Here is a 16,435-nt window from a genome sequence, read left to right on the forward strand (position 1 = left end):
CCTGCCTGTCACGCAGGGGGTCGCGGGTTGAAGCCCCGACCGTTCCGCGACCCTATTTAGGGGCGTAGTTCAATTGGTAGAGCACCGGTCTCCAAAACCGGGTGTTGGGGGTTCGAGTCCCTCCGCCCCTGCCAGAAAACAATCCTTTGCTTCGGCAAAGGATTTTTTTTTGCCTGAAATTCAGGATCCTTCTGCATCCTTTCAAAAAAAGAAAGAGTCTGCGCCCGCTTTCACAGCTTCAGACCCTTCTCAATCTGCTATCTCAGTGCGTCAGAACCGGAAATTTGAGCAGCTGGCGGATATGCGTTTGCTGATCGCTATTCTGCAGCCAGACGGCATATAGCGGACGCACCGCTACCGGTGTATCAGGGATCGGCACAATATCGTTATATATTCCCTGCCAGGAATCGGGTAAAAAAGCACAGGCCCCGGTAGTGTGTAACAGTTCCCGCGTTACATGTGCCGATGTCGTGGTTAATACCGGAACATCATCACTCGACAAATAGCTCTCATGCTGATGAAAATCTGCGCCCCATTCCAGTTTGATATAATCATACTTCTCGCGTTTTTCCGTTTTACGCGCCCGGAACAGAGCAAGTGAAATATGACCAATCTGCTGGCTGGTCAGCTCATCCATTTTTGGCGCTTCCGTGGTGATTAGCAGATCAAGCTGCCGCTCATGCAGCTGTTTAACCAGCAGATGACGCTGGGCAATACGGGCTTCCATATGCAGGCTCTCACGGTTCTCATAGAGCGTCTGAAGCCAGGGCGTGAGATAAGCCTCCCACAGGGAAGCGCTGGCACCGATTGAGAGCTCATGATGCTGCTGCGTATGCGAAACCTCTTTCTTTGCCATCAGCCAGGTACTCATCAGGCTTTCCGCATAAGGTAATAACCGCTCACCTGCTGAAGTCAGGCGGATGTTATTACGATGGCGGGTAAAGAGATTTACGCCCAGCTGGTTTTCCAATTGACGGATGCGAAAACTGACAGCAGATTGCGTAAGGTACAGCGCCTCCGCAGCACGTCCAAAATGACGCGTTCTGCTCACCTCCAGAAAAGTTTTCAGTAATTCCGTATCCACACTATTCTCCCAAAATTTGTTTGTCGTACTGATTTAAATGTTTTGTTTTACACTCTGTCAAGCCTATCTAATACTCCGCGCCATAAATAGCACGGCCATATGAGAATCAGGAGCGTGTAAAATGGCGGAAAGCTTCGCAACAACAAATCGTTTCTTCGATAACAAACATTATCCACGTGGATTTTCACGTCACGGTGATTTCACCATTAAAGAAGCCCAGCTTCTGGAGCGTCACGGATACGCTTTTAATGAGCTTGATCTGGCAAAACGCGAACCGGTAACAGAAGAAGAGCGGTCGTTTCTTGAAGTGTGCCGCGGACAACGTGAGCCGCTGACCGAAGCAGAGCGCGTCTGGTCTAAGTATATCGCCCGCATCAAGCGTCCTAAGCGCTTTCACACCCTCTCGGGTGGCAAGCCGCAGATGGATACGGTTGAAGATTTCAGCGACAGTGATGACTGATAAAACGGGGCTCTGAACGGCCCCGTTTTTATTCCAGCGTCTTATGCAGATAAATCATTAAACGATCGATACTGCGGTAGCTCACCGCTTCCTGCAGATGTGGCCGTACTATCTGTGTTTCCCCGGCAAGATCGGTGATGGTTCTGGCCACTTTCAGGATGCGCTGCCATGCACGCACCGACAAACCCAGCGTATTAAGTATTCCTTCCAGCCACTCTGCATCAGCCTGTAACAACGCACAGTCGCGCGCGATCTCCGCATTAGTAAGATGGGCATTAATTTTGCCAGCGCGCGCCTGCTGTCGTGCTCTGGCTGCCAGCACCCGTTCCCTGACCTGTGCAGTGCTCTCGCCGGTGACAGCCTGCTGACTCAGGGTACCGCCTGGCAGCAGCGGAATCTCAAGCGACAAATCAAAGCGGTCCAGAAAGGGCCCTGACAACCGGCTGAGATAACGCAGTACCTGCTGTGGTGAACAGCGGTTGTGATTGCCCTGGTAATGCCCGGTGGGGCTGGGGTTCATTGCGCCTATCAGCTGAAAGCGCGCAGGATAAGTCACTTTAGCCCGCGTACGGGAGAGCGCAATTTCGCCTGATTCAATAGGTTCACGCAGCGCATCAAGGACGCGGCGATCAAATTCCGGTAACTCATCCAGAAACAGTACGCCATTGTGTGCCAGTGATATTTCACCCGGGCGGGGTATAGAGCCTCCGCCAACCAGCGCATAGAGTGAGGCGCTGTGATGAGGTGCCCTGAAAGGGCGCTTGCGCCACTGAGCGCGCTGTTCACCATTGCTGACCAGGCTGGCAATTGCCGCACACTCCAGCGCTTCACCGTCGTCCAGCGGGGGCATAATGCCCGGCAGACGCGTCGCCAGCATCGTTTTGCCTGTACCGGGTGGTCCGAGCAGCAGCAGATTATGTCCGCCTGCTGCTGCAATCTCCAGCGCGCGTCGTCCCTGCTGCTGACCAATAACGTCACGCAGATCCTGCGGTGAGTCCGTGGCCTCTTCGGCAACGGTCTGCGCCACTCTGAGCGTGGTCTGATTGTGCAGAAAAGCGCATATTTCACTAAGATGCACGCCGGTCAGCGTTTCGCCCTGCTGGATTAATCCCACATCCTGCTGATTCTGTTCAGCAACAATCATCTGGCGGCCGGCTCTGAGCGCTGCCATAGCGGCCGGAATTGCGGCCTGCACGCCACAGAGCGCGCCGTTAAGCGCCAGCTCACCCAGGAACTCATAGCGCGTAAGTTTATCCCCTGGCAGCTGTTCTGAGGCTGCGAGAAGCGCGATAGCAATCGGCAGATCGTAGCGACCACCCTCCTTAGGCAGGTCAGCAGGCGCCAGATTGATGGTGATACGTTTGGCCGGAAAGCTGAATCCGCTATTAATAATAGCGCTGCGTACCCGTTCGCGAGCCTCCTTAACCGTGGTTTCAGGCAGGCCGACCAGCGTCAGCGCAGGCAATCCATTACTGATATGAACCTCGACGGTTACCAGCGGCGCTTCGATTCCCAGTCCGCACGGGTCAGAACTTTAGATAAAGACATCACCCCTCCTTGTTGCCTCTATCCTTGCTCCTCAGCGCGCTATCTGCGATCCCGGTTGTGCCATTTTGACCGCCTTATTCCATATTTTTCTCTATTGTTTCACTGTTTTCGCCAAAAATGAGCGATCTCTTCCGCTAAGCATTATGCAATTACGCGCCGGGCGTGATGAATATTTATCACAAATCTGAATAACCTAGTTTTTACAAGGTGATAACGATGATTGCATCAGAACCGCGAAAAATTGGCTGATGAAAATTATTGTAAATGACCCGGTAACTATGATAACTCTGTAGGCATTACTTCGAACAAGTGAAAAAAAGACAACGTATGAAAGCCCTTCTATCCGTGATTAGCCTAGTCGTGATTAGCGTGGTGGTGATTATTAACCCACCGTGCGGGGCTGCGTCTGGAGAAAGAAAGGCTTAAAAATCAAGTCTGAAATCCCAAAAACCCCCGCACCGAAAGGTCCGGGGGTTTTTTTTTGACCAGACAAACTATCAGCTGATTAGCGAGGAGCAGATTATGAGCAGTAGCATAAAATTCTGTTGTTCTCACAGGATTACAGGAGAATAACCATGACAGGTGCACAATGGGTAGTTCAGGCATTACGCGCGCAGGGCGTTGATACCGTGTTCGGTTATCCTGGCGGCGCTATCATGCCCGTGTACGATGCGCTATATGATGGCGGCGTAGAACATCTGTTGTGCCGTCATGAGCAGGGCGCGGTGATAGCGGCTATCGGCTATGCCCGTGCTACGGGTAAAACCGGCGTCTGCATCGCAACCTCTGGTCCGGGAGCCACTAACCTGATCACTGGCCTGGCGGATGCGATGATGGATTCTGTTCCCGTAGTAGCCATCACCGGACAGGTTTCATCCGCTGTGATGGGAACCGACGCTTTTCAGGAGATTGACGTCCTTGGGCTGTCGCTGGCCTGCACCAAACACAGTTTTCTGGTTGAATCGCTTGACGATCTGCCTTCAGTGATGGCCGAAGCCTTTGCTATCGCGCAGTCGGGACGCCCGGGGCCGGTACTGGTTGATATCCCAAAAGATATCCAGATTGCCAGCGCGGAACTGACGCCCCATCTGCTGCCGGTTGAGGAGACGCTTTCCCATTCGCCGCAGCACATTGATGACGCGCGCGCCTTAATGGCACGTGCGGCAAAACCCATCCTCTATGTAGGGGGTGGCGTGGGTATGGCGCAGGCGGTACCGGCACTGCGTGCGCTGGCAAAAGAAAGCGGCATCCCGGTCGTCTCAACCCTGAAAGGGCTTGGCTGTGCAGAGAGCAGCAGCGAGCTTTATCTCGGGATGCTGGGCATGCACGGCACTAAAGCGGCCAACCTTGCCGTACAGTCGTGCGATTTGCTGATTGCAGTAGGCGCCCGCTTTGATGACCGCGTGACCGGCAAGCTGGATACCTTCGCCCCGCATGCCAGCGTTATTCATATCGATATCGATCCGGCGGAGCTGAACAAACTGCGCCGTGCTCATGTTTCGCTGCCAGGCGACCTCCGGCAGATACTGCCCGCGCTGAGTATGCCTCTGCAGATCGATGCATGGCGTCAGGAAGTCCGCGCGATGAAAGCGGAGTTTAGCTGGCGCTACGATCATCCCGGTGACGCTATTTACGCACCGCTGCTGCTGAAGCAGGTTTCCGATCGCAAACCGGACAGTACGGTTGTGACCACCGATGTGGGTCAGCATCAGATGTGGACCGCGCAGCATATGCAGTTCAGCGCGCCGGAAAATTTCATCACCTCCAGCGGTCTCGGCACCATGGGATTTGGTCTGCCGGCAGCCGTGGGGGCGCAGATTGCCCGCCCTGATGATACGGTAATCTGCGTCTCCGGTGATGGTTCCATCATGATGAACATTCAGGAGCTGGGCACGATTAAACGCAAACAGCTGCCGGTAAAAATTCTGCTGCTGGATAACCAGCGGCTGGGCATGGTGCGCCAGTGGCAGCAGCTGTTTTTCGATGGCCGCTATAGCGAGACCATCCTGACCGATAACCCCGATTTTCTGATGCTGGCCCGCGCGTTTGATATTCCAGGCCAGCGTATCAGCCGTAAAGATGAAGTTGACGCCGCGATTGATGCTCTGCTGAACAGCGAAGGACCTTATTTCCTGCATGTTTCGATTGATGAGCATGAAAACGTCTGGCCACTGGTCCCGCCGGGTGCCAGCAACGCAAACATGATGGAGAAGAGCATATGAATCAGCATCAGTTATCAATTGAAGCCCGTTTTCGCCCGGAAGTGCTGGAGCGCATTTTACGCGTTGTTCGCCACCGCGGCTTTCAGGTCTGCGCGATGAATATGGGCTCCGCCAGCAACGCAGACAATATTAATATCGAAATGACCGTTGCCAGCCAGCGCTCAGTCGATTTACTGTCTTCTCAGTTACGCAAACTTTTGGATGTCGCCTGTGTCGAGATCCAGCAGCAGACAACACAACAAATCCGCGCTTAGTCGCCAAAGGACATAACGATGAGTACGAAGAAAGCAGACTTTATTTGGTTCAACGGAGAGATGGTTAAGTGGGAAGACGCCAAGGTCAGCGTTATGTCTCACGCACTGCATTACGGCACTTCCGTGTTTGAAGGCGTACGCTGCTACGACTCGCACAAAGGCCCGGTAGTGTTCCGTCACCGTGAACATATGCAGCGTCTGCACGACTCCGCAAAAATCTATCGTTTTCCCATCAAAGCCAGCGTCGATGAGCTGATGGAAGCCTGCCGCGAAGTGATCCGCGTTAACAATCTGAAGAGTGCCTATATCCGCCCGCTGGCGTTTGTCGGCGATGTAGGCCTGGGCGTTAACCCGCCGGACGGTTTTACCACTGACGTGATTATTGCGGCTTTCCCGTGGGGAGCCTACCTCGGTCCGGAAGCGCTGGAGCAGGGTATCAACGCCATGGTCTCTTCGTGGAATCGCGTGGCGCCTAACACACTGCCTACCGCAGCCAAAGCGGGCGGTAACTATCTCTCCTCCCTGCTGGTGGGCAGCGAAGCACGCCGCCACGGCTATCAGGAAGGGATCGCGCTGGATACGCAGGGCTACATCTCTGAAGGCGCAGGCGAAAACCTGTTTGAAGTCAAAGATGGCATCCTGTTTACGCCGCCGTTTACCTCTTCCGCTCTGCCTGGCATCACCCGTGATGCAATTATCAAGCTGGCGCACGATCTCGGTATTGAAGTGCGCGAGCAGGTGCTGTCACGCGAGTCGCTCTATCTGGCCGATGAGATCTTCATGTCAGGCACCGCTGCTGAAATCACCCCGGTGCGCAGCGTTGACGGCATTCAGGTCGGCGAAGGCAAGCGTGGTCCGGTGACCACCCGAATTCAGAAAGCGTTCTTTGGCCTGTTTACCGGCGAAACCGAAGATAAATATGGCTGGCTGGATCAGGTTAATCCGTAACAAGAGATCAGCGCGGGGGCAGCAGCGCCCGCGTCATTTTTCAGACTGGAGTAAATAGAGCATGCCTAAGTACCGTTCAGCCACCACCACCCACGGCCGTAATATGGCGGGTGCCCGTGCCCTGTGGCGCGCCACCGGAATGACCGATGATGATTTCGGCAAGCCGATTATTGCGGTAGTGAACTCATTCACACAGTTTGTACCAGGGCACGTGCACCTGCGCGACCTCGGCAAGCTGGTTGCAGAGCAGATTGAAGCAGCGGGCGGTGTGGCAAAAGAGTTCAACACCATCGCGGTAGATGATGGTATCGCCATGGGACATGGCGGCATGCTGTATTCACTTCCGTCACGTGAGCTGATCGCCGACTCCGTAGAGTATATGGTCAACGCCCACTGCGCGGATGCGATGGTCTGTATCTCCAACTGCGACAAAATCACCCCGGGCATGCTGATGGCGGCACTGCGCCTCAACATTCCGGTGATCTTTGTCTCCGGCGGCCCGATGGAAGCGGGGAAAACCAAACTCTCCGACCAGATCATCAAGCTGGATCTGGTAGATGCGATGATTCAGGGGGCGAACCCCAACGTCAGCGACGCCGACAGTGAGCAGATTGAGCGCTCAGCCTGCCCAACCTGCGGCTCCTGCTCCGGAATGTTTACCGCTAACTCCATGAACTGCCTGACAGAAGCGCTGGGCCTGTCACAGCCGGGCAACGGCTCGCTGCTGGCCACCCACGCCGATCGTAAAGCGCTGTTCATCAATGCCGGTAAACGCATTGTGAGCCTGACCAAACGCTACTACGAGCAGGATGACGCCAATATGCTGCCGCGTAATATCGCGACCAAAGCAGCATTTGAGAACGCCATGACGCTGGATATCGCCATGGGCGGCTCCACCAATACCGTACTGCATCTGCTGGCGGCGGCGCAGGAGGGCGAGATCGACTTCAATATCTCCGATATCGACCGCCTGTCACGTAAAGTACCGCAGCTGTGTAAAGTGGCGCCCAGCACTCCGAAATATCATATGGAAGATGTGCACCGCGCCGGCGGCGTAATCGGTATTCTTGGCGAGCTGGATCGGGCTGGCCTGATTGACACCAGCGCGCGCAATATTCTGCAGCAGACGATGCGTGAAACGCTGGATCAGTACGACATCATGCTGACGCAGGACCAGGCCGTAAAAGATATGTTCCGCGCCGGTCCGGCGGGCATCCGCACCACGCAGGCTTTCTCGCAAAGCTGTCGCTGGGACACGCTGGATGACGATCGCGCTGAGGGCTGTATCCGTACGCGCGAACACGCCTACTCACAGGATGGCGGCCTGGCGGTTCTGTACGGTAACCTGGCAGAAGATGGCTGTATCGTTAAAACGGCGGGCGTCGATAAAGAGATCCTGACCTTTAAAGGGCCGGCTAAAGTCTATGAAAGCCAGGATGATGCCGTTGAAGCGATCCTGGGCGGTAAAGTGGTGGCCGGTGATGTCGTCGTCATTCGCTACGAAGGGCCAAAAGGGGGGCCGGGCATGCAGGAGATGCTTTATCCGACGACCTATCTGAAGTCGATGGGCCTTGGCAAAAGCTGCGCGCTGATCACCGACGGGCGCTTCTCTGGCGGCACATCTGGCCTCTCTATCGGCCACGCCTCGCCGGAAGCGGCAAGCGGCGGCACCATTGCGCTGGTAAAAGATGGCGATCTGATTGAGATCGATATCCCGAATCGCGGCATTAAGCTGGCGGTACCGGATAATGAGCTGCACGCCCGTCGTGAAGAAGAAGCTGCGCGCGGAGAAGCCGCCTGGACGCCGCATAATCGCGAACGTCAGGTCTCTTTTGCGCTGCGTGCTTACGCCTCACTGGCGACCAGCGCGGATAAAGGCGCAGTGCGCGACAAGTCGAAGCTGGGAGGCTGATGGTATGGCTGAGTCTCAACCCCTGTCTGCGTCGCCTGGCGGCGCGGAATACCTGCGTGCCATTCTGCGTGCGCCGGTTTATGAAATTGCGCAGGTAACGCCGCTGCAGAAGATGGAGAAACTCTCATCAAGGCTCGGCAACACCGTTCTGGTGAAACGTGAAGATCGGCAGCCGGTGCACAGCTTCAAGCTGCGCGGTGCCTATGCGATGATCGCCGGATTAAACGAAGAGCAGAAAGCGCGCGGCGTGGTGACCGCTTCTGCCGGTAACCACGCGCAGGGGGTTGCACTCTCAGCCAGCACGCTGGGAATTAAATCGCTGATTGTCATGCCGGTCACCACGGCGGATATCAAAGTCGATGCGGTGCGGGCGTTTGGCGGCGAAGCCTTTCTGTTTGGCGCAAATTTCGATGAGGCGAAAGCCAAAGCGATTGAGCTGGCGCAGCAGCAGGGGTACACCTTTGTGCCGCCGTTTGACCATCCGGCGGTGATTGCCGGGCAGGGCACGCTGGCGATGGAGCTGCTGCAGCAGGATGCGCATCTTGATCGCGTATTTGTTCCGGTTGGCGGCGGCGGGCTGGCAGCCGGCGTGGCGGTGCTGATTAAACAGCTGATGCCGCAGATCAAAGTCATCGCGGTGGAGTCTGAAGACTCCGCCTGCCTGAAAGCTGCGCTGACGGCGGGCGAGCCGGTGGATCTGCCGCGCGTCGGGCTGTTTGCCGAGGGCGTGGCGGTGAAACGTATCGGCAGCGAAACTTTCCGGCTCTGCCAGGAGTATCTCGACGACATCATCACCGTTGACAGCGATGCCATCTGTGCGGCGATGAAAGATCTGTTTGAGGATGTGCGGGCCGTGGCGGAACCCTCAGGTGCGCTGGCGCTGGCGGGAATGAAAAAGTATATCCAGCAGCACGACATCAAAGGCGAGCGCCTGGCACACGTGCTGTCGGGCGCCAACGTCAACTTCCACGGCCTGCGCTATGTTTCCGAACGCTGCGAGCTGGGAGAGCAGCGGGAAGCGCTGCTGGCGGTGACCATTCCTGAGCAGCAGGGCAGCTTTCTGACGTTCTGTCAGACGCTGGGCGGCCGATCGGTCACGGAATTCAACTACCGCTATGCGGATGCGGACAGCGCCTGCATCTTTGTCGGCGTGCGTCTGACGCGCGGCCTTGAAGAGCGCGGCGAGATCATCAGTCAGCTTACTGAAGGGGGCTACCAGGTGGTGGATCTCTCTGATGATGAGATGGCCAAGCTGCATGTGCGTTATATGGTCGGCGGGCGTCCGTCAAAACCGCTGCGCGAGCGGCTGTTCAGCTTTGAGTTCCCGGAGGCGCCGGGCGCGCTGCTGAAGTTTCTGCAGACGCTGGGCGCGCACTGGAATATCTCACTGTTCCACTACCGCAGCCACGGCACCGATTTTGGTCGCGTGCTGGCGGCATTTGAAGTGAATGATAAAGAACCCGATTTTGAAACTCACCTGACGGCACTGGGTTACGAGTGGCACGATGAGGCGAATAATCCGGCGTTCCGTTTCTTTCTCGCCGGGCAGTAATCAGAGCAGGTGCCAGAACGCGTGAATCAGCGGCTCCCCGAGCCGCTTTTTTTGTACGCAAACGCCCAGCTGCAGCGGCGCCACTGACTCCACGTTCTCCAGCGTCATAACCCGGTTTCGCACCGGCTCAGGGCTGTTCTCCAGCACCACATCCGGCACCAGCGCAATTCCGCAGCCCAGCGCCACCATAGAGATAATCGCCTCATGGCCCGCCACCGTAGCGTAGATCTGCGGATTAGCGAGACGATAGCGCCGGAACCAGAGATCGATGCCGCGCCGCGCCGGTCCCTGATCCGGAATAATAAACGGGATCTGCGACCAGTCGGGCTCCGTCTGCGTGGCCTGGCTGCGTACCGGGCAGGGCAGCGCCGGTGCAATCAGCACCAGCGGGATCAGCCCCAGCGGTGTAAAGCCGATGCTGGCGGGCAGCGACTCCGGCCGGCCGGCGATGGCCAGATCCGCCTCGCCAGACTGCACCATCTCAATGGCGTCCGCCGCGTCGCCGGTCGTGAGCTTGATCTCCACCTGCGGATGTTCAGCGCGAAAGCGATCGAGAATCGGCGGCAGATGGCTGTAAGCGGCAGTCACCGAGCAGAACAGACGCAGCTCACCGCTTAGCGAGGGGCCGTTGAGATCCATGACGTGACGCAGCTGCTGATACTGCAGCAGCGTCTGCTGGGCAAACTGGCGCAGCCGCTCACCCGCTTCCGTCAGCGTCACGGTGCGGTTATCACGCAGAAACAGCGCATGGCCGACATCCTCTTCCAGCCGCTGGATCTGGCGCGACAGCGTAGAGGGGCTGACGTGCATGGCGCGTGCCGTACGGCCAAAATGGCAGCTTTCTGCCAGATGCAGAAAGAGTTTTAAATCGCGTAAATCCATCCGGGATCTCCTGACATTTCGTATTGCAAAAATTGCAACGTAACGTTGTTAATATATCAATTTAAGCAATGGATTTCCTGTCATATGATGGGGTCATTCGCAGCGCTGAAACAGGCGCCGCTATCAGACAATAATGCAAACACAACATTGATGCGGAGTACCCCATGGCTAACTACTTCAACACATTAAACCTGCGCAATCAGTTAGCGCAGCTGGGCAAATGTCGCTTTATGGCGCGCGATGAGTTCGCCGATGGCGCCAGCTTCCTGAAAGGTAAAAAAGTAGTGATCGTGGGCTGCGGCGCACAGGGCCTGAACCAGGGGCTCAATATGCGCGACTCCGGGCTGGATGTAGCCTATGCGCTGCGTGCAGAAGCGATTGCAGAGAAGCGCGCCTCGTTCCGCAAAGCAACAGAAAACGGTTTTAAAGTCGGTACCTATGAAGAGCTGATCCCGCAGGCGGATCTGGTGGTTAACCTGACGCCAGACAAACAGCACTCTTCTGTTGTGAAGGCGGTTCAGCCCCTGATGAAAGATGGCGCTGCGCTGGGCTACTCGCACGGCTTTAACATTGTTGAAGTGGGCGAAACCATCCGCAAAGACATCACCGTGGTGATGGTGGCACCGAAGTGCCCGGGTACAGAAGTGCGTGAAGAGTATAAACGCGGTTTTGGTGTTCCGACGCTTATCGCCGTGCACCCGGAAAACGATCCGAAAGGCGAAGGCATGGCTATCGCGAAAGCCTGGGCTGCGGCTACCGGCGGTGACCGCGCAGGCGTGCTGGAATCCTCCTTTGTAGCGGAAGTAAAATCGGATCTGATGGGTGAGCAGACCATTCTGTGCGGTATGCTGCAGGCGGGTTCGCTGCTCTGCTTCGACAAGCTGGTGGCTGAAGGGCACGATGTCGCCTATACCGAAAAACTGATCCAGTTCGGCTGGGAAACCATCACTGAATCACTGAAGTTTGGCGGTATTACGCTGATGATGGATCGCCTGTCTAATCCGGCAAAAATCCGTGCCTGGGCGCTTTCTGAGCAGCTGAAAACGATCATGGCTCCGCTGTTCCAGAAGCATATGGATGATATCATCTCGGGTGAATTCTCCTCCGGTATGATGGCTGACTGGGCGAACGATGATAAAAACCTGCTGACCTGGCGTGAAGAGACCGGTAAAACGGCGTTTGAAAATGCGCCACAGTTTGAGGGCAAAATCGAAGAGCAGGAGTACTACGACAAAGGCGTGGTGATGGTCGCGATGGTAAAAGCGGGCGTTGAGCTGGCGTTTGAAACCATGGTAGATGCCGGCATCATTGAAGAGTCTGCATACTATGAGTCGCTGCATGAGCTGCCGCTGATTGCTAACACCATCGCACGTAAGCGCCTGTATGAGATGAACGTGGTGATCTCCGATACCGCTGAGTATGGCAACTACCTGTTCTCATTCGCCGCTGTACCGCTGCTGGAGGAGTTTATGACCACGCTGCAGCCGGGCGATCTGGGCAAAGCGACAGAAGGCACTCAGGTTGATAACGCACAGCTGCGCGACGTTAACGAAGCGATTCGTCAGCATCCGATTGAAACCGTTGGTCGCAAGCTGCGTGGCTACATGACCGATATGAAACGTATCGCGGTAGCTGGCTAAGTTCCCACCGACAATTTTCAGCCTTATCAAACCCCGGCTTGCCGGGGTTTTTTATTGCGCCACACCTCCCGTAGGGGCGCCATTAATGGCGCCCAACGCCGCACCGTCCCGGTACAACGGGCCGCATAAATGCGGCCCCTGTACGATATACCCCGCGCCGCACCGTCCCGCGGCATTACGCAATAAAAAACCCGGACTGGCCGGGTTTTTATGCTGCATCAGGATACGCGTTTACGCCGCATCATACAGCGTCTGGTGCCGCGTCTCTTTACAGGCGATCAGGGCAATCAGCGTCAGCACCGCCATGGCGGCAAGATAGAAACCCACTGCCTGCAGGCCATAGTTTGCATTGAGCCAGGTGGCGATATAGGGTGCTACGGACGCTCCCAGAATAGATGACAAATTATAAGAGAAAGAGGCACCGGTATAGCGCACTTCGGTCGGGAACAGCTCCGGCAGCAGCGCACCCATCGGGCCAAACGTCAGGCCCATAATGCTCAGGCCCAGCAGCAGAAAGCCCATCACCAGAATCTGCGAGCCGGAGCCGAGCAGCAGCGGGAACATCAGCGCAAAAGCGATAATCATCAGCGTGATAGTGATCATCGTTCTGCGGCGACCAAAGCGATCGGCCAGCAGACCGGCAATGGGCACCATCACGCCAAATCCGATTACCGCCACCATCAGCATCCACAGGAAACTGTTGCGCGAGTAGCCCAGTCCGACCGGCGCCGGCGCGGTGCCGTAGCTCATTGAGTAGACGGTCATGATGTAGAACAGCGTGTAGGTAGCCAGCATGATAAAGGTGCCGAGTATGGTCGCCGTCATATGTTTGCTCAGCAGCGTGCCAATAGGCATACGCACCTGCTTCTGCTCCTTCTGCACTTTGGCAAAAACCGGACTCTCATGCAGCGAGACGCGCACGTAGAGGCCGATCAGCACCAGTACTGCAGAAAGGATAAACGGCACGCGCCAGCCCCACTGCATAAACTGCTCGTCGGTCAGCAGCCAGGAGAGCAGCAGGAACGTACCATTGGCAAAGAAAAAGCCAATCGGCGCGCCCAGCTGGGGGAACGATCCATACAGCGCGCGCTTTTTCGCCGGCGCATTCTCCGTTGCCAGCAGCGCGGCACCGCCCCATTCGCCGCCCAGTCCCAGCCCCTGACCGAAGCGCGCCAGCGCCAGCAGCAGTGGCGCGGCAACGCCAATGGTTTCATAGCCAGGCAGCAGGCCAATCAGCACCGTTGAGACGCCCATCGTCAGCAGCGAAGCGACCAGCGTCGCCTTACGACCGACGCGATCGCCAAAGTGGCCAAACACCGCTGAGCCGATTGGCCGCGCGACAAAGGCGATGGCAAAGGTTGCCAGCGACTGCAGCGTCGCAACCGTGGCGTCCCCCTGAGGAAAGAAAATATGCGGAAAGACGATAACCGCTGCGGTGGCGTAAATATAGAAATCGAAGAACTCGATAGCCGTACCGACCAGAGAAGCTACGACAACTTTACCGCGCGAATTGACCGGCGCTTCGTCGTGCAGCGCGTCAGGTGTTTCTGTGATGGAGGCTTGCATAAATGTTTCTTAATTGTAAATGTAAACCAGAAATATTACGCACCTGGTATGCGGCATTCAATGAGCAAAAAGCGTCGCAAAACGACGATTTTCGGCGAAAAAGAGGATAATGTCTGAGTTAACCGGAATGGTGGCGAATGGCAGCGGCAGGAAACGTTTTTCTGGCGTGAATCGCTGCTAAACCGCTAAATAAAAGTGACTGGCTGGCGTTTCCTGCTGGCGGGAGCGCTAAAATTCGCCAGCAGGAAACAGGTTTTACTGTTCAGGTGGTTGCCCTGTGCCCGTTGTCAGGAGGGCTGACGCGGCTGCGGCATCTCCGTATCACCTTTATATTTCGCCGTGGCGATCCACGCAGCGCAAAACAGCGTCAGGCGGGCAAAGAAGTAGAAAAATGCCATCAGGCCGAGTACTGAACCAAAGGCAGCGCCTGAAGGAGAGGTCGCCAGCTTCGGCAGCGTCAGCGTCATAACAAATTTAATCACCTCAAAGCCGATAGCTGCCAGCAGCGTACCGCGCAGCAGCGCTCTTTTACGCGGCTTATGGCGCGGCAGGATCCAGAAAATCCACAGGAACAGCAGATAGTTCGCCAGCACGGAGATGGAGAGGGCAATAATTGTCATTACCGGACGCAGCCAGTCGATGCCATCCAGCCCCAGCGCGCTGACGATCGCTGCCTGAGCCGCACCGGCAATCGACGTCAGCGAAAGGGTGATCACCAGCGCCAGCATCAGCCCCAGGAGTGAGAAGAGATCGCGCAGATATTTTTTCCAGAACACCTCTTTATCATCCGGCGTTCGCTCCCAGACATCGCGCGACTGCGCGCGAACCGCTTCGCGCAGGTTGCCCATCCAGTTGATACCGGAATAGAGTGCCAGCAGCAGACCGGTCAGACCCACGGTAGCGCGCTGCTGAATCGCAGTGTTCACGGTATTTTTTAACGTGGTGGCGAGCGTAGGATCGCTGATGCTGCTGACAATTTTGTTAATCAGCTCCGACAGCAGATCCTGATTAGAGGCCAGCACAAACCCCACGGCGGCAAACGACACCATCAGAATCGGGATCAGCGATAAAAAGGAGAAGTAGGTGATCGCCGCGCCAAACTGGCTGCCCAGCCGGTCATTAAAGCGATCCAGCGCCCGGATAAAGTGCGCGACGGCCGGAATAGACTGAAACCACGTGGCGAAGCGCGACACGCGACGAATTGAGCCATCCACGGTTTTGTTACCGGTGTGGATATCGATCAGCGGCTTTGGATCGGCGGCTGACTCCTGGGTTGTTTTGTCTGTCATAGACGATAGGCATCCTGTTCACTGCGAAACTGAAATTATATACCGTAAATAACGGCAGCGGCGGATGTGTCAGGTGACATACTCCTGCAGCACCTGGCTCAGCCACTCCATAAACACCCGCACGCGGCGCGCCACGTTGCGGCGGTGCGGATAGAGCAGCGTAATCGGCATCGGTTTTGCCGGAAAAGCGTGCAGCACCTCCACCAGCTGACCCGACTCCAGCAGCGGCTGAACGCCCATTGCCGGCACCTGAATAATGCCCAGCCCGGCGAGGCAGGCGGCACGGTAGGTTTCAGTACTGTTTACCGTCACCACGCCGCCGGTCTGCACATAGTGACACTGGCGGCCATCGAAATATTCAAATCCCGGCGCAGGCTGACCCAGCTGCTGGGTATAGTGCACCATGGCGTGCTGCGACAGCTCCTCCAGCCGTATCGGACGGCCAAAGCGGGAAAGGTAGTCGGGACTGGCGCAGTTGATCAAGGCATAGGTGCCAATTTTTCGCGCAATCAGACCGGAATCTTTCAGCTCGCCCACGCGCACTACGCAGTCAAATCCTTCCCGAATCACATCCACCTGGCGATCGCTGCTGCTCAGCTCAATCTCAATGCCGGGATAGTGCTGCAGAAACTCCGGCAGGCGCGGCAGAATAAAGCTGGTGGCCATCGCCACCGACATATCGACCCGCAGCTTGCCGCTCAGCGTCGCCGGGTCATGCTGAAACAGACTGTCCATATCCTCCATCATCGACAGCAGATCGAGGCAGCGATCGTAATAGACCAGTCCATCCTGGGTGAGGTGCACGCGCCGGGTGGTGCGATGCAGCAGGCGCGTGCCCATCTGGTTCTCCAGCGCCTGCAGCTGACGCGACACGCTGCCTTTTGGTAAACCCAGACTTTCCGCTGCCCGGGTAAAACTGCCCATCTCCGCGACCCGTACAAAAACCTGCATTGCATGAATTTTATCCATGTTGTTCACCGATTGTTGTTGTTATTGAAACAGTGCTGCGCAGTTATCTGCGTTTATAGATCACTTTGGTTTGAATATCTTTATCAGACGTTCACTTTTGCAGCAGGAG

The 16,435-nt window shown here is 56.3% G+C and carries 13 protein-coding genes, 1 tRNA gene and 1 pseudogene; 9 read left to right on the forward strand and 6 right to left on the reverse strand.

Translation table 11 applies throughout. The features are described from left to right. The first annotated feature begins 58 nt into the window (after positions 1-58). Positions 59-134: transfer RNA gene (locus tag B4M48_RS05260), tRNA-Trp, on the forward strand. Positions 135-262: 128 nt separating this feature from the next. Here B4M48_RS05260 and hdfR read toward each other — a convergent pair. After that, positions 263-1,084: an HTH-type transcriptional regulator HdfR gene (gene hdfR, locus B4M48_RS05265; RefSeq protein WP_039381140.1), complete on the reverse strand. Its 822-nt coding sequence runs from the start codon at positions 1,082-1,084 to the stop codon at positions 263-265. 121 nt (positions 1,085-1,205) lie between these two features. Between hdfR and B4M48_RS05270 the strand changes: the two genes are divergently transcribed. Then, positions 1,206-1,544 carry a DUF413 domain-containing protein gene (locus B4M48_RS05270; RefSeq protein WP_039381138.1) on the forward strand — a complete coding sequence of 113 codons (339 nt, stop codon included), beginning with the start codon at positions 1,206-1,208 and terminating at the stop codon, positions 1,542-1,544. Positions 1,545-1,572: 28 nt separating this feature from the next. On the opposite strand, the pseudogene B4M48_RS05275 reads toward B4M48_RS05270, so the two are convergent. Next, a pseudogene (locus B4M48_RS05275) lies at positions 1,573-3,092 on the reverse strand (YifB family Mg chelatase-like AAA ATPase). Between the two features lie 327 nt (positions 3,093-3,419). Here B4M48_RS05275 and ilvL point away from each other — a divergent pair. The 6 genes from ilvL (at position 3,420) to ilvA (ending at position 9,980) form a co-directional block, all read left to right on the forward strand. Continuing rightward, positions 3,420-3,518, forward strand: coding sequence for an ilv operon leader peptide (ilvL, locus tag B4M48_RS05280; RefSeq protein WP_071669254.1), 99 nt, complete (start codon positions 3,420-3,422; stop codon positions 3,516-3,518). Between the two features lie 149 nt (positions 3,519-3,667). After that, positions 3,668-5,314: an acetolactate synthase 2 catalytic subunit gene (gene ilvG, locus B4M48_RS05285; RefSeq protein WP_039381132.1), complete on the forward strand. Its 1,647-nt coding sequence runs from the start codon at positions 3,668-3,670 to the stop codon at positions 5,312-5,314. Further along, the gene (gene ilvM / locus B4M48_RS05290; protein WP_039381130.1) at positions 5,311-5,568 is read left to right on the forward strand and encodes an acetolactate synthase 2 small subunit; all 258 of its coding nucleotides are present in this window, start codon (positions 5,311-5,313) and stop codon (positions 5,566-5,568) included. The genes ilvG and ilvM overlap by 4 nt, the downstream gene beginning before the upstream one ends. Before the next feature lie 18 nt (positions 5,569-5,586). Further along, the gene (locus B4M48_RS05295) at positions 5,587-6,516 is read left to right on the forward strand and encodes a branched-chain amino acid transaminase (protein WP_039381127.1); all 930 of its coding nucleotides are present in this window, start codon (positions 5,587-5,589) and stop codon (positions 6,514-6,516) included. 61 nt (positions 6,517-6,577) lie between these two features. Next, complete coding sequence (ilvD, locus tag B4M48_RS05300) at positions 6,578-8,428, forward strand: dihydroxy-acid dehydratase (protein ID WP_039381124.1); 1,851 nt, start codon at positions 6,578-6,580, stop codon at positions 8,426-8,428. 4 nt (positions 8,429-8,432) lie between these two features. Continuing rightward, positions 8,433-9,980, forward strand: coding sequence for a threonine ammonia-lyase, biosynthetic (ilvA, locus tag B4M48_RS05305; RefSeq protein ID WP_071669255.1), 1,548 nt, complete (start codon positions 8,433-8,435; stop codon positions 9,978-9,980). Here the strand turns inward: ilvA and ilvY are convergent, their stop codons facing one another. After that, positions 9,981-10,862, reverse strand: coding sequence for an HTH-type transcriptional activator IlvY (gene ilvY / locus B4M48_RS05310; protein WP_039381119.1), 882 nt, complete (start codon positions 10,860-10,862; stop codon positions 9,981-9,983). It lies immediately after the preceding gene. Positions 10,863-11,026: 164 nt separating this feature from the next. Here ilvY and ilvC point away from each other — a divergent pair, with 164 nt between their 5' ends. After that, positions 11,027-12,502: a ketol-acid reductoisomerase gene (gene ilvC, locus B4M48_RS05315; protein WP_039381116.1), complete on the forward strand. Its 1,476-nt coding sequence runs from the start codon at positions 11,027-11,029 to the stop codon at positions 12,500-12,502. A gap of 231 nt (positions 12,503-12,733) precedes the next feature. Here the strand turns inward: ilvC and B4M48_RS05320 are convergent, their stop codons facing one another. The 3 genes from B4M48_RS05320 to B4M48_RS05330 all read right to left on the reverse strand — a co-directional run bounded on the left by B4M48_RS05320 (position 12,734) and on the right by B4M48_RS05330 (position 16,326). Continuing rightward, the gene (locus tag B4M48_RS05320) at positions 12,734-14,068 is read right to left on the reverse strand and encodes an MFS transporter (RefSeq protein ID WP_039381113.1); all 1,335 of its coding nucleotides are present in this window, start codon (positions 14,066-14,068) and stop codon (positions 12,734-12,736) included. A 287-nt stretch (positions 14,069-14,355) separates the two neighbouring features. Continuing rightward, complete coding sequence (yhjD, locus tag B4M48_RS05325) at positions 14,356-15,357, reverse strand: inner membrane protein YhjD (protein ID WP_039381111.1); 1,002 nt, start codon at positions 15,355-15,357, stop codon at positions 14,356-14,358. 69 nt (positions 15,358-15,426) lie between these two features. Continuing rightward, on the reverse strand, positions 15,427-16,326 hold the full coding sequence (locus B4M48_RS05330; RefSeq protein WP_071669257.1) for a LysR family transcriptional regulator: 900 nt from the start codon (positions 16,324-16,326) through the stop codon (positions 15,427-15,429). Between the last annotated feature and the right edge of the window lie 109 nt (positions 16,327-16,435).

It is taken from the genome of Pantoea sp. UBA6567, from assembly GCF_002434165.1.
GTDB classification, from domain to species: Bacteria; Pseudomonadota; Gammaproteobacteria; order Enterobacterales; family Enterobacteriaceae; genus Pantoea; species Pantoea eucrina.